This window comes from Streptomyces sp. CB01201, from assembly GCF_002803085.1.
GTDB lineage: Bacteria > Actinomycetota > Actinomycetes > Streptomycetales > Streptomycetaceae > Streptomyces > Streptomyces hundungensis.
In genome coordinates this window covers 266457-279324 of sequence record NZ_NNBJ01000011.1, presented here as the reverse complement: position 1 = coordinate 279324, position 12868 = coordinate 266457, and the positions used below count along the sequence as shown (strand labels likewise).

At 67.8% G+C, this 12868-nt stretch carries 20 protein-coding genes; 17 read left to right on the top strand and 3 right to left on the bottom strand.

The features are described 5' to 3' along the window. Nucleotides 1–8 precede the first annotated feature (8 nt). The 15 genes from CG740_RS40425 to CG740_RS41590 all read left to right on the top strand — a co-directional run bounded on the left by CG740_RS40425 (nt 9) and on the right by CG740_RS41590 (nt 11505). Nucleotides 9–173, top strand: coding sequence for a hypothetical protein (locus CG740_RS40425; protein ID WP_199846545.1), 165 nt, complete (start codon nt 9–11; stop codon nt 171–173). Further along, nucleotides 173–1138: a phage tail tube protein gene (locus CG740_RS23145; protein WP_100577148.1), complete on the top strand. Its 966-nt coding sequence runs from the start codon at nt 173–175 to the stop codon at nt 1136–1138. Before CG740_RS40425 ends, CG740_RS23145 begins: the two co-directional genes overlap by 1 nt. Further along, on the top strand, nt 1135–1587 hold the full coding sequence (locus CG740_RS23140; RefSeq protein ID WP_100577147.1) for a hypothetical protein: 453 nt from the start codon (nt 1135–1137) through the stop codon (nt 1585–1587). The genes CG740_RS23145 and CG740_RS23140 overlap by 4 nt, the downstream gene beginning before the upstream one ends. 80 nt (nt 1588–1667) lie before the next feature. Next, entirely contained in the window at nt 1668–1793 is a 126-nt protein-coding gene (locus tag CG740_RS41595; protein WP_267895421.1) for a hypothetical protein, read from the top strand. Beyond that, a complete protein-coding gene (locus CG740_RS23130; protein ID WP_100577145.1) occupies nt 1786–2259 on the top strand; it encodes a hypothetical protein in 474 nt (157 codons plus the stop codon). The genes CG740_RS41595 and CG740_RS23130 overlap by 8 nt, the downstream gene beginning before the upstream one ends. Before the next feature lie 172 nt (nt 2260–2431). After that, nucleotides 2432–4897 (top strand): phage tail tape measure protein, encoded by a 2466-nt coding sequence (locus tag CG740_RS23125; protein ID WP_234376434.1) that lies wholly within the window; start codon nt 2432–2434, stop codon nt 4895–4897. A 2-nt stretch (nt 4898–4899) separates the two neighbouring features. Further along, nucleotides 4900–7755: a hypothetical protein gene (locus tag CG740_RS23120; RefSeq protein WP_100577144.1), complete on the top strand. Its 2856-nt coding sequence runs from the start codon at nt 4900–4902 to the stop codon at nt 7753–7755. A gap of 12 nt (nt 7756–7767) precedes the next feature. After that, a complete protein-coding gene (locus CG740_RS23115) occupies nt 7768–8307 on the top strand; it encodes a hypothetical protein (protein WP_100577143.1) in 540 nt (179 codons plus the stop codon). Between the two features lie 13 nt (nt 8308–8320). Next, entirely contained in the window at nt 8321–8575 is a 255-nt protein-coding gene (locus CG740_RS23110) for a hypothetical protein (RefSeq protein WP_100577142.1), read from the top strand. Nucleotides 8576–8631: 56 nt separating this feature from the next. Next, nucleotides 8632–9405, top strand: coding sequence for a C1 family peptidase (locus CG740_RS23105; RefSeq protein ID WP_107488371.1), 774 nt, complete (start codon nt 8632–8634; stop codon nt 9403–9405). Beyond that, nucleotides 9405–10253, top strand: coding sequence for a glycoside hydrolase family 25 protein (locus tag CG740_RS23100; protein ID WP_100577140.1), 849 nt, complete (start codon nt 9405–9407; stop codon nt 10251–10253). Before CG740_RS23105 ends, CG740_RS23100 begins: the two co-directional genes overlap by 1 nt. Nucleotides 10254–10261: 8 nt before the next feature. After that, entirely contained in the window at nt 10262–10627 is a 366-nt protein-coding gene (locus tag CG740_RS23095) for a hypothetical protein (RefSeq protein WP_100577139.1), read from the top strand. Further along, a complete protein-coding gene (locus CG740_RS23090; RefSeq protein WP_100577138.1) occupies nt 10627–11046 on the top strand; it encodes a hypothetical protein in 420 nt (139 codons plus the stop codon). Before CG740_RS23095 ends, CG740_RS23090 begins: the two co-directional genes overlap by 1 nt. A gap of 3 nt (nt 11047–11049) precedes the next feature. After that, complete coding sequence (locus CG740_RS23085) at nt 11050–11322, top strand: hypothetical protein (protein WP_100577137.1); 273 nt, start codon at nt 11050–11052, stop codon at nt 11320–11322. A 54-nt stretch (nt 11323–11376) separates the two neighbouring features. Further along, nucleotides 11377–11505 (top strand): hypothetical protein, encoded by a 129-nt coding sequence (locus tag CG740_RS41590; RefSeq protein ID WP_267895420.1) that lies wholly within the window; start codon nt 11377–11379, stop codon nt 11503–11505. A 43-nt stretch (nt 11506–11548) separates the two neighbouring features. Here the strand turns inward: CG740_RS41590 and CG740_RS41585 are convergent, their stop codons facing one another. Beyond that, on the bottom strand, nt 11549–11683 hold the full coding sequence (locus CG740_RS41585; RefSeq protein WP_267895419.1) for a hypothetical protein: 135 nt from the start codon (nt 11681–11683) through the stop codon (nt 11549–11551). 41 nt (nt 11684–11724) lie between these two features. Next, the gene (locus tag CG740_RS23080; protein ID WP_234376461.1) at nt 11725–12063 is read right to left on the bottom strand and encodes a DUF6233 domain-containing protein; all 339 of its coding nucleotides are present in this window, start codon (nt 12061–12063) and stop codon (nt 11725–11727) included. An 85-nt stretch (nt 12064–12148) separates the two neighbouring features. Here CG740_RS23080 and CG740_RS23075 point away from each other — a divergent pair, with 85 nt between their 5' ends. Further along, on the top strand, nt 12149–12448 hold the full coding sequence (locus tag CG740_RS23075; RefSeq protein ID WP_100577135.1) for a hypothetical protein: 300 nt from the start codon (nt 12149–12151) through the stop codon (nt 12446–12448). After that, the gene (locus CG740_RS23070) at nt 12445–12624 is read left to right on the top strand and encodes a hypothetical protein (protein WP_100577134.1); all 180 of its coding nucleotides are present in this window, start codon (nt 12445–12447) and stop codon (nt 12622–12624) included. The genes CG740_RS23075 and CG740_RS23070 overlap by 4 nt, the downstream gene beginning before the upstream one ends. 1 nt (nt 12625) lies before the next feature. Here the strand turns inward: CG740_RS23070 and CG740_RS23065 are convergent, their stop codons facing one another. Next, nucleotides 12626–12859 carry a hypothetical protein gene (locus CG740_RS23065; RefSeq protein WP_100577133.1) on the bottom strand — a complete coding sequence of 78 codons (234 nt, stop codon included), beginning with the start codon at nt 12857–12859 and terminating at the stop codon, nt 12626–12628. Nucleotides 12860–12868 lie beyond the last annotated feature (9 nt).

Genomic DNA, 12868 nt, shown 5'->3' with positions numbered 1-12868 from the left:
AGGGCGGCATGCCCGCATTCACGTACCGGGGCGATGACGCCCGCTACTACCCCAGCCTCGGCATCGAGGCCGTTCCCGGCCTGTCGGCCGACCTCGACGAAGACCCGGGAGACGGCCGCTGGCAGCCGACCCGCTCCAAGGCCGCCAAGGCCGCACCGAAGGATGGTGAGTGATGCCGCAGCCCACGTTCCGGTCATTCCTGGGGATCGCGAAGGAGTCGGTGTTCGGCACGCCCGTGGCCGCGACGGCCTTCATCCCCGTCAAGAGCATGAAGCCGAAGGACAAGCAGGACTTCCTTGAGGACGCGGGCCAGCGCGGCTCGATGGTCGACTCCTACAACAAGATCGCCGGGACCTTGATGTCCGAGTATGACTTCGACGGCGACGTCTTCCCCGACACCATCGGCTTCCCGCTCGCGGGTGTCCTCGGCGACGTGACGACGACCGGGGCCTCCGCCCCGTACACGCACGCCATGGCCGTCCTGAACACCGGTACGGGCCAGCCGCCGTCCTACACGTTGTCGGACTACTACGCGATCACCACCCGCCAGTATGCGGGCGCCAAGATCAGCGAGGTCGGGCTGAAGTTCTCCGGCGACGGCCTGCTGACGTACTCGGCGAAGGCGGTCGCACTTGGCTCCGCTACGGCGTCGGCTCCGACCCCGTCGTACACAGCGGTCACGCCGTTGGCGGGCTGGGTCGGCGCGGTCACCATCGGTGGCTCGTCGAACCTCACCTTGATCGATGGCGAGTGCACCATCAAGCGCTCCGTCGACGCGATCAATACGGTCGACAGCACCCAGGCGCCCTACGCCCTATGGTCTGGGCCGGTGTCGGTCAGCGGCAAGCTGACGCTGGTCATGGAGGACGACACCCAGCTCCTGAACTACCTGAACAACTCCCAGCCCGCTCTGGACATCAACTATGCCCAGGGCGCCGGCGCTTCCGCCGTGCAGGTCAAGCTGCACATGACGAAGTGCGCGTTCACCGCCGCCGACATCGAACGCAGCAAGGACTACATCGCCTTGTCGGTGGACTACGAGGCGGTCGCCAACACCACCGACGTCGGCGGCAGCGGCGGCTACTCGCCGATCAAGGTCACCCTCCAGAACGCACTCGCCACGGGGACGTACAAGTGACAGACCTCGACATTACGCAGGCCAACCGCGTCCCGCTGCCTGGCGGGTGGGCCGACCTGCGGCCCGTCTGTGACATCACCGAGCGGATGCGGCGCCCGATCAAGCGCCTCACCGCGCGCCTCACGAGCTACCCCGCATTCCTCGAAGCGATCCAGGAGGCCCAAGCGCGGGGCGGCACCGAGCACCTGTCGGCCGATGACCAGCTGAAGATCGCCGCATCGATCGGTGACGCGTTCGACGTGCTTCAGGAGCTTCAGGATCAGCTCGTGATGGCTGCCGTGCGCGGCTGGAGCTGGGACTTCGCTGTCACGGCGGAGAACGTCCTCGATCTGCCCACAGCTGCTCTCGACGAACTGCACCAGGCGGTCGCGCCGTACCAGCACGCGCTGAATCCGAACTTTCAGCCGGACCCGGACCCGGCGTCCCCTACCGGGCCCTCCAGCGCCTGAGGGGGGTTCTGGAGGGGTCGTTCGAGTACAGGTCACACGAGATTCCTGACGAGGAGTACCGGACGTGGCGGCTGTGCACGATGCTGCACTGCCTGCCCTCCGACCTGGAGCAGCAGTCGGCCGTCGACCTCGACTGGCTGCTCGCCATCGACAACACCGTCGCCAAGGTGCGCGCCGAGCAGGAAAGGCGGGCGGCCCGTGGGTGAACTGGGCGCAGTTGTACGAGGCACCAAGGAAGGCATCGCCGCCATCACCGCGATGGACAAGCGGATCGAGCTCGCTTCTCTCAAGGCGCTGAAGGCGTCGCAGAGTGCGGCCAAGTCGTCGATCAAAGCCAAAATGCGCGGCCGTCCCCGCTGGGACCATCGCGGCAAGTCGGCCCGAACCGGCGACTCGGTGAAACTCCACCTCTCGCCGCACCACGTCTCCAAGTCCGGGGGCCCCGGCCGGCTGACCGGCCGTCTCTCAGGCGGCATTGGTGGCGTCCGACGGCCCAAGCCGCTACCCGAGGGTGGCTTCCAGGGCGGCGTCGGTGCGGGCGGAAAGCTCCAGAACCTGTACAAGCGGCAGGTCGAGGACAAGTACCCATACATCAAGCCTGGTGTGAGGGCGGCCGAGCCGAAGATGGCCGCCGCCTGGGAACTGGCGTGGGCGAAAGCGATCCGCGCCTGACAACTCGATAGCAGCACCAGCCGGACGGGGGTGATCCGGCATGGGCGCACTTCCTCCGGTATTCATCGAGTTCATCGGCTCCTTCGCCGGGGTCAGGGCAGCGGCGACCGGCGTCAAGACGCAGCTCGCCGAGGTCGACGCGGCAGGAGCCGGAGCTTTCGCCCGCACCGGAATGATGGGCAAGGCCGCCCTCCTGGGCCTCGGTGTCGCGGCGGGCGCCGCGGCCGTGGCCACCGTCAAGATGGCGGGCGACTTCCAGGTCCAGATGACCCGCGTCCGCACCGGCGCGGGCGAAGCCGCCTCCAACATGAAGATGGTTGGCGACGGCATCCTCGCGATGGCGGGCGAGGTCGGCCAGTCCACGTCCCAGCTCACGGCCGGTCTCTACATGGTGGAGTCGGCGGGCTACCACGGCGCGGACGCCCTGAAGGTGCTGAAGGTGTCGGCCGAGGGTGCCAAGGTCGGCGCCGCCGATTTGCACACCACCACGGATGCGGTCACGACCGCGATGAACGCGTACAAGATGTCCAGCGGTGACGCCACGACCGCGATGAACGCGCTGATCGCGACGGAGGCTGAGGGCAAGACCAACCTCGAAGCCCTCGCCGGGTCGATGAGCAGCATCCTGCCGGTGGCCGCGGCGGCCGGGGTGCGTCTGAACGAGGTCATGGGCGCGATGGCCACCATGACCGCCCAGGGCACGCCGGCGGCGGTCGCCGCGACGTACCTGCGGCAGACGATCGGCCAGCTCTCTAATGTCTTGCCCAAGGCCGCGACAACGATGAAGGGGCTGGGCCTCAACGCCATCGACGTCGAGAAGGAACTGGGGAGCCAGGGCCTCGCCGCAACGTTGACGACGCTGACGGACGCGATCAAGAACAAGATGGGCCCGAGCGGCACCGTTTTGATCGACACCCTGCAAAAAGCCTCGGCGAACTCCAAGGATTTCCAGGGCCAGCTCAACAAGCTCTCTGGCAGCCAGAAGACCTACATCGGCGCCTTGGCCACGATGGTTGGCGGCACGAAGTCGATGATGGGCGCCCTTCAGCTGACCGGCTCCCACATGGAGACCTTCAAGGCCAACATCGCGGGCGTAGACGAGCACGTCAAGGCAGGCGGCAAGAGCATTGAGGGCTGGGCGGACGTTCAGAAGAACTTCAACCAGAAGGTGGCCGAGGGCAAGGCCTCCATGGAGGCACTGGGCATTCAGATCGGCCAAGTCCTCATGCCCTACGTGCAGCAGATCATCGGGGTCCTGGCCACCAGCGCGTCGTGGATCGCCAAGCACTCGATGGCGGCGAAGGTCGCGGCCGGGATCATCGGCGGCGTCCTTGTGTTCTCGATCGCCGCCCTAACGGCATCGCTCTACAGCATGGCTGCCGCCGCCGCTGTGAATCCTGTGACCTGGATCATTCTGGGCGTGGTCGCGCTGGTCGCGGCCATCGTCGCCCTGGCCACGCACTGGTCCACGGTGTGGGGTGCGATCAAGAGTGTCGCGGAAAGTGTCGGGCACTTCCTGGCGTCGGTGTGGCAGTCGATCGCGAGCGTCGCAACGTCGGTGTGGCACAGCATTTCCGGCACGGTGATGGGCGTCTGGAATGCCATTGCCGGGTTTCTCTCGGCCGCGTGGCACACGGTGGTCGATCCACTGGTCGCCGGCTGGAACTTCCTGTGGGGCATCACGCAAACCGTGTGGAATGCCATTGCCGGGTTCTTCCGCAAGTGGTGGCCGCTCCTGTTCGTGATCTTCATGCCGTTCGTCGCCGCGATCGTCGCGATCTGGAATCACTTCCACACGCAGATCATCGGGACAGCGATCTCCGTCTGGAACGCGATCAGTGCGTTCTTCGGCTCGGTCTGGAACGGGATCAAGACGGTCGCGTCGGCCGTCTGGTCGATCATCCACGCCGTGATCATTGATCCGATCACGGAGGTCTGGACCGATGTAAAGATCATTTGGACGGCGTTGGGGATCTACCTCAGCCAGAAGTGGGCAGCGATCAAGGCTGTCGCTTCGGTTCTGTGGAACGCGATCAAGTCCAGCATGATCACGCCGATTCAGGGCGCACTCTCCACCATCATGAGCGTGGTCAGCCGCATCGCCTCGGCGATCTCCAGCGGGCTCCGCTCCGCCTGGAACGCCGTCAAGGGCGTGGGCTCCTGGTTCTTGTCCATCGGCTCGTCGATCGTCCACGGCATCATCAACGGCGTCGAGAACGCCGCGGGGGGCCTGTTCGACAGCCTGAAGAACCTCGCCGGGGACGCCCTCAGCTCCGCCAAGAGCTTCCTCGGCATCAACAGCCCGTCCAGGCTCTTCGCCGACCACGTGGGCGTGGCCATCCCCGAGGGCATCGCCAAGGGCATCACGGACAACGCCCACCTTGCGGTGCGGTCCGTCATCTCGATGTCCGACACCCTGGCCAGCCAGCAGGTCGGCGTTCCGTCACTGGCAATGGCCGGCGCCGGCGTCGGCGCGGGCGGCGGCTTCGGGGCCGGGGCGCCCGGGGGCACGGTGACCGTGCACCTGCATGTCCAGGGCTCGATCCTCACCGACAAGGATCTCCAGGACGAGCTCCAGCGGCAGTTCCTCCAGCGCGGATCCATTCAGGCGCAGACCTACCAGCCCTTCAGGAGGTGACCGTGGCCCTCAATCCGAACTGGCCCGTGATCGAGGAGGCGTGGGGGCCGTATTGGAACGCCACCACGGCGCTCACCCCAACGGACCGGTTCGTTGAGGTCACGCCCACCACGATGGGCAAGTCGGACAGTAAGCGGGGGCGGCAGTACGAGCTGGACCAGATCCAGCCCGGCACCGCCTCGACCGTCCTGTCCAACTCGACCGGCACCCTCGACCCGGCGAACACGGCGAGTCCGTTCTACGGAAAGATCGCGCCGTTCCAGCCGGTGCGCCGCCGCGCGATGTGGCCGCCGAGCATCAACATCCTGTCGCAGATCATGGCAACGGGCGGAGACCTCGGCGGCTACGCCGTTGGCGCCAACGTGCAGGGCGCGGACATCTTCAGCGACACCGACCCCTCAAGCTCCGGCATCGTCGCCGCCTCTGCCACGGCCTTCCAGGGCGCCAACGTCTTGCAGTTCTCCGTGCCAAGCGGCTCAGCCGCAAACGCACGGATCTGCTACACCCCGGAGACCGCGGCACAGCCTGGCCAGACGTACACCGTGCAAATGCGCATCCGGAACATCACGCCCGGCACGACTCTCCAGGTCAAGGGCAGTCAGGGCTGGTACCTGACACCGCTCGCCTCGACCACCACATTCGCCTACGGCTCGGCCGTCACGCTCACCGGTTCGGCCACCGCGGCATGGACGCAGATCACCGCGACCGCAACCTGCCCGGCCGGCGCGCTGGGCATGAACATCGGCGTGGCGGTCGCGGCGACCGCGGGCGCGGCCTGCACGATCCAGGTCGACGCCTGGCAGCTGGAGAAGGGCAGTTCAGCATCGGCGTGGGCGCAGCCCGGCGTCTGGTACCCGATGTACCTCGGGTACACCAACCAGTGGAAGCCCGCGTTCTCCGGCAACCAGTACTCGACGGTCACGCCGAACAGCGTGGACGCTCTCTCGCTGCTGTCGCAGTACATCCTCGACGACCCCCTGACCGAGGCCCTCACGGCGGCCGGCGCCCGCTTCGTGTACCGGCTCGACGAGGGTTCGGGCGCCACGCAGTTCGCCGACGCGACCGGCGCCAACGGCGTCGTCGGCATCATCAACTCGAAGAATGGTGCGGGCGCCATCTCGCCGGGCACGCAGATCACGGCGACCGACCCGATCGGCGGCGTGTTCACGGGCAGCAGCGGCACGGTCACCACTTTCACGAACCCGCATCCGGGCCAAGGTGCGGGCTTTCCGTCCAGCGTGATCAGTCTGCCCACCGCCGGCATCGTCGGGCCGACCAATCCGGCCTCGTGGACACGCGCGATCGCGTTCCGGTACACCGGGCCCACCCCTACGGATGCCGCGTGCATCTGGTCGTCCATGGACCGGCAGCACGCGGCGACCGGCACGGTCGCTACGGGAAGCAGGGTCTTCCTGTTCATCTCCACGGACAGTCATCTGCACCTGACCATCGGCGGCCCGGGAGGCTCCTACGGGAGCGTCACCTTCACCGCCAACAACGGCAGCTTCCCTAACGTCGTCGACGGCAACTGGCACCTTGCGATCTTTGGATGGAACGAATCCACCGGCGAGATGCGCACGTCCCTCGACGGCGCCAACTGGTTCTTCACCGGCTTCACTTCGGCGATTACACCGACTGGTCTGGTCTCCGACTCGGTTGGCGCCTGGTACGACGTCGGCCTCGGCGGCGCGGCAGGAAACAACTGGCAGGGCGACCTCGCCTTCGCGGCGGAGTTCACTACCTACCTGTTTAACCCGAACACCGACGCGATCTATGCGGCCTGGAAGAACTCGTTCACGGGCGAGTCGACCAATGCCCGGTATCTCCGCATCCTGGCCTATGCGAGCAACGAGGTCGGCTGGATCATCCAGCCCGGCCTGACCCGGTCGATGGGGCCGGCGGACTTCGCGGGCCAGGACGCGTTCACGGCGCTCCAGGCCGTTGTGGACACCGAGGGCGGATCGCACTTCGTTGACGCGGCGGGCTGGCTCAACTTCCGATCGCGGGGAGACCGCTACAACGCCACCGTGCCCGTCTACACGTTCGGCGAGAACGTCGCGGGCGGAGAGTTCCCCTACGAGAGCATCGACCCGGACTATGACACGACGCGCCTCGCGAACGTCGCCGTCGTCAGCCAGGTCTCGCCTGCGTCGAAGTTCACCGCGCAGGATGCGACGTCGATCGCGGCCTACGGGCCGCGCACGATGACGCGGACCGTCAACTCGACGTCGCCGCAGGAATGCCAGGACGCGGCGTCGTATCTGGTGTCGCGATACAAGCAGCCCGCCTACCGGGTCGCAGCCTTGAAATTGCACCCGAGCGCGTACCCGGCGCTTTGGCCGGTACTGCTCGGCCTGGAGATCGGCACCCGAGTGCGTGTGATGAAGCGGCCGTTCGGCGCCCCGCCAATCCAGATCGAATGCTTCGTCGAGTCGATCCAGTGGGACCTCGGCGACCAGAACGACGCCTGGTGCACGCTCCAGTGCAGCCCGGCGGACCTCACGCCGTACAAACTCTTCGCAGCCTGGCACACCACCCTGAAGACCACCGCAGCCAGCGGCGTTTCGTCGATCACGGTCAACAACAGCCAGGACAACGTCAACCCGCTTGCCGCGCAGCTCCCGGCCGGCACACAACTGGTCCTCGGGCTCGGTACAGCGAATCAGGAGACCGTCACCGTGTCCGCCGTGGGCGCGACAAGTTCAGGGTGGACCTCCGCCGTCATCACGTTCACTGGCGCCACGACGAAGGCTCACACCGCCAGCGATGTGATCTGCGAGGTGCTGCCCGCTGGGGTCACCAATGCCACCACCTGGGACGCCGTGTCGGCATTCGACGCCTCCGCGTTCGCCTACTGATCGGAGACCCTCGTGGGCCGCATCGTTCCCGTTCCTGTCAATGAGGCCCCCGGAAATTACGACACGGCGGCCCTGTTCAACGCCCAGGTTCGAGACCTGAACAATTTCGCCCTCGGGCCACCGGTGTTCCTCGGGTACGCGACAACCGCCCAGTCCATCGCGGGCAGCAACGCGATGGTCGCGCTCAACCTGGACACGGAAACCCTGGACGCCGACGGCGGGCACAGCACCGTCACCAACACGTCCCGCTACACACCGACCGTGGCCGGGCTGTACCTGGTGTTCGGGTCGGTGGGCTGGCCGAACACCGTCACGGGCGACCGGCGCTTGCAGATCGGCCTCAACGGCGGCGGCGTCATCGGCTCGGGTGCGTCGTTCGACCCCTCCAACGCTGTGACGTCCGGCATGCAAACCAGCGCGTTCGTCACCTGCAACGGCAGCACTGACTACATCGAGGTCATGGCCGCGCAGGCATCCGGCGGCGCGATGAACACCAGCGCCGGCGCCAGCATCTTCACCGCGTCCATGCGCGTGCTCTGGATCAGCCGATGACAAGGAGAGCCTGATGAGTTCGGTCAACACCATCACCGAGTACCAGTTCAGCTTCACGATCAACTCCGAAACCGGGGAGAACGACGGAGGCTTTCTGCTGACCTCGCTGGCCGGGGTCAACGACGAGATCGCCCTCGGCATCGTGCAGGCGTTCAACGCTCAGCCGTGGCCGCACGGGGTCGTCAATCCCATGTCCGTCACCAAGCAGGACCTCGAAAACCGGGTCTACACGACGAACATGAACGCCGTTCCGCCCGACTTCAGCTGACCCTGCCCCGTCCAACCGCGCCCCGCTCCGGGGCTTCTCTCTGCCCTGGAGGCGCTATGTGCACGCCGCATGTTGAACTGCTGCCCTCTCGTCCGGGCCGGCCGATGGGCCGCCACGTCGAGCACGACCCGCGCTCCCGCGACTTCGCGCACGAGACGCTTCCGGCCGACGCGATCCGCTCCGTCGCCTGGACCCGCCGCACGCCCGTCCTCGACCAGGGCCAGCTCGGCTCGTGCACCGGCAACGCGGGCACCGGCCTCATCGGCACGGACTCGGCGGCGCGGTCCGGCCAGACCTCCGTCACCATCACGGCCACGGGGGCTTCTGCCTCCCACGGCTTCTTCACCGCCGGAGTCCACGCGCCCGACGAGGACTTCGCGGTCCGCCTCTACTCGCTGGCCACGCACCTCGATTCCATATCCGGGCAGTACCCGCCCACCGACACCGGGTCGTCCGGCCTCGGCGTCGCCAAGGCCCTGAAGGCGCTCGGGTTGGCATCGGGCTACACGCACGCCTTCTCGCTCACCGCGCTGACCAGCGCACTCCAGCACGGCCCCGTCATGATCGGCATCCCGTGGCTGAACAGCATGTTCGACACCGACGCCGACGGGCGCATCCCCATCGCCCGCTCCTCCGGCGTCGCGGGCGGCCACGAGATCGAGCTGAACCGATTCGACGCCACCACCGGCGACTACTGGATCACCAACTCGTGGGGCACCGGCTGGGGCGTCTCCGGGAGTGGCTACTTCACCACTCCCGACCTGCGGTGGCTCCTGTCCCAGCAGGGCGACGTCACCATCCCCACCTGGACCACCGCCAGGGAGGGCTGATGGGCGCCTACGGGCAGGACTGGGCCTCGTACCAGTCCGCGCAGCCGGACACGAGCGGCCTCTCCTTCGTCTTCGCCAAGGTCACTGAGGGGCTCGGATACACGAGCCCCGTCTGGGTAGCGCAGCGCGACCACGCCAAGGCCAACGGCCTGGTCACCGGGTTCTACCACTACCCGCACATCGCCAACGACCCAGTTGCCGAAGCCGACTTCTTCCTCCGGCAGATCAACCTCGCCCCCGGCGACCTACTCGTACTCGACTGGGAGTGGTACGGCCAGAACGTCACCAACGCCCAGGCCCGCGCCTACAAGACCGCCTGGCTCGCCCGCGTCAAAGCCAAGGCGCCCGGCCACCGCGTCGGCGTCTATGCCGACCGCAACAACTGGCTCACCGTCGACGCCGACTCCAACGCCGGCGACTTCCTCTGGATCGCCGACTACGTCCCCGCCGGCCAGCCCCGCATCCAAGCCGACTGGCTCTTCCACCAGTACGGATCCCAGCCGGTCGACAAGGACTACTGCCACCTCGACGCCGCTGCACTCCGCGTGTGGGCGCTCGGCACCCAACCCCAACCGGAGGACGACATGCCCACCCCCGCCGACGTCTGGTCGTACTCCCACGGCGACAAGCCGGACGTACACCAGACCCTCGCCAACGCCGCGAACGCGGCCGTCGCCGCACAGGCCGGCGTCGCCGCGCTCAGCAAGAAGGTCGATGCCCTCACCACGACCGGCGCGAGTGACGCGCAGATGCAGGCGCTCGCAGCCTCGATCGCCTCGAACCCGGCGCTTGCCGACGCCATCGCCGCCAAGGTCGCCGCGAACATCGCCGCCCGCCTCGCCAACTAGGAGCAACTATGAAGATCTTCGGCAGGGAACCCGCACTCGTCCTCGGCCTCGTCGCCGCCTCCGTGAAGCTCATCAGCGCGTTCTGGCTGCACGCCAGCGCTGACCAGCAGGCGCTCGTCAACACCGTCGCCGCCGCGATCGTCGCGCTGATCATTGCGTTCCAGGTGCATGACGGAGTCGGCGCCGCGTTCCTCGGCTTCACCCAGGCCGCCATCGCCGCAGCAGTTGGCTTCGGCCTGCACTGGTCGCCGGACACCCAAGCCGTGGTGTTCGCGTTCGTCTCGGCAGCCGTCGCCGCGTACACCCGCACTCAGGTCATCGCGCCGGTACCCGCCGCTGCTCTTGTTCGGCCGGCCGGCCCGCAGGGCGTTTGATGTGGGGCGCGGGGGCGCGGCGGCCTGTCTCGCGCCGCCGCGTCGTCCTCGTCGTCGGCGGCCTCGGCTGGGCCTCCTACGGCTACTTCGGGATCATCGGTAACCCCAGGTACGGCACGTCGAGGAGCCTGGACTTCCTGACGCGTCACATCTCGCTGGCCACGCTCGGCTGGGGCTGGGTCGTCTGCGGGCTCGTCGCCGCGCTGATCGGACTCGCCACTGCCCGAGGGCAGCACGTCGGGTTCGCGGCCCTCGCCGTCCCAGCCGCCGTGTGGGCGGCAGCCTTCACGATCTCGGCGGCCCAGGGCTACGGACCGGCGTCGGGTTCAGCAGCCGGATGGGTGAGCTTCGCGATCATCATTACGTGTGTGAGCGGCATGGAGGACCCTCTGCCACCTCACCTCAGAAAGCGGCGGTGACGGATGGACTGGGAAGTGATCGCCACGGCCGGTGTCGGGGCGCTCGGGGGCATGGCCGCCTGGTCACAGACCCGCCGGGCAGCCCGACGAGACGATTTCGCGGCGATCACAGCACGCCTCGATCAAGAACTGAAAGACGAGCGGACCCAGCGGAAGCTCCTCACGAGCTTCGTGCTCGACCTGATGAAGTGGGCCCAGAGAGTCGAGCCGACGTCGCAGGCCGGGCCGCTGCCGGAACCGCCTCAGGAACTCGACCTGTCGCCCTGGCGGAGGTGACCGTCGATGCCGACCCGTCCTCCCCGCCAGCTCCCCCCGCCGCCTGATACAGACATGGCGGATGCCGGCACGCTCGTCGATATCGACGTTCTGGAGCCGCAGCCCGAGCCCCCGCCGCCTGAGTGGCAGGGCCTGTTTCTGGAGCCCGCCGTCGAGGCGGATGAGACCCCGGACCTGGACTGATCGTCCCCCGTCGCCTTCGGGCGACGGGGGCTTTGTCGTGCCGTTATTTCCGCAGCAAGCGCAGCGCGAACCGGCATATGGCGACCATGAGCCGGTAGGCCCATCCGAGGTACAGGCCGATCAAGACACCGAACAGGAAGAGCGTCCACGTCAAGCCCGCGATGGTCGTCCAACTCACGATTCCCCCCCGGCGTTCGTGTCCGGCGACAGCTTAGAGACTCAGTCCAGCACTCCGAGTTCACTGTCGGGGCGGCAGTACTGGCACGGCGGGACGTCCTCGACGGTGATGGCCCTCAGCGCCTGGTCTCGGGTGACGGGTCGGCTGGTGCCGTGGGCCATGCCGCAGCCGCCGACGTGCACGGTCCGCGCCCCGGCGGTGCCCGGGAGGGCGGGTCCGCGTCCGGCGGTGATGACCCAGTCCGGTGGTGGCGGGGGCGGCTGACGTGCCGCTATCTCGGCCTGCCTGGCTTCCTCGGCCGCGATCCAGCGCCGCGTCTGGTCGAGCTGCTGGAGCTGCACGCGTTCCAGGAAGCGGAGCAGGTCGAGGTGGGAGGGCATATCGGACACGCGTTCGAGTCTACGTTCCCGACGAAGGCCTGCCACACTGACCTGTGCCTGGACAGCGCTAAGCCTGGAGGCTTCCGTGTCGATCCTCATCGCTCTTACCGTCGTGTACGCGATCGCCTGCGGAACGCTCGGAGCCGAACCGGGCGCGCCGCTATGGCTGAGCTGGCCGCTTCCGATCTGGAGTCGGATCGCCCACGACTGGCGGCGGCCGAGGGCCGTCGCCGTGCGGCCCGACTACACGCGAATCGCCATGCTGGAGCACGAGCTCTTCGGGATCGAGCCGAAGCCGGGCACCGCTGCCGCCGCCCTCGTCAACGCCAAGCACGCGGCCAAGGCCCTGCGGTCCGCCGGGACCTCCCTGCACAATGAGCCATGACCACCACGCTCGTCTCGGCCGCCGCTCAGCCCGCCGCCGCCCCGCAGACCCGCCGGATCCCGCTCGCCAACCGGGCCGCAGCCCAGCACGCCGGACGCATTCCCGCCGCCCTCGACCGCATCACCACGGCCGCCGACAACGTGCCGTCCGCGTCCGCGTTCCAGTCCTCGCTGTAGCTCAGGCGCCCTCGGGTTCGGGGTGCCGAACCAGCTTCTTCAGCGCCGCCTCGACGTCGAACCGAGGCTGGCCGATCGCCTCCGCGTGCGCGGTGATCGCAGCCTGGACGGCCTCAGCCGCATCCCGCCACGGCCGCCACGCCTCCACCGAATACGGCCCGGCCAGCGCCTTCTCCCGCTCCGCCTCGGCGGAACGTTCCAGCTCGATCAGTTCATCAGTGAGTTCAATTGCCACGAGGCGGGA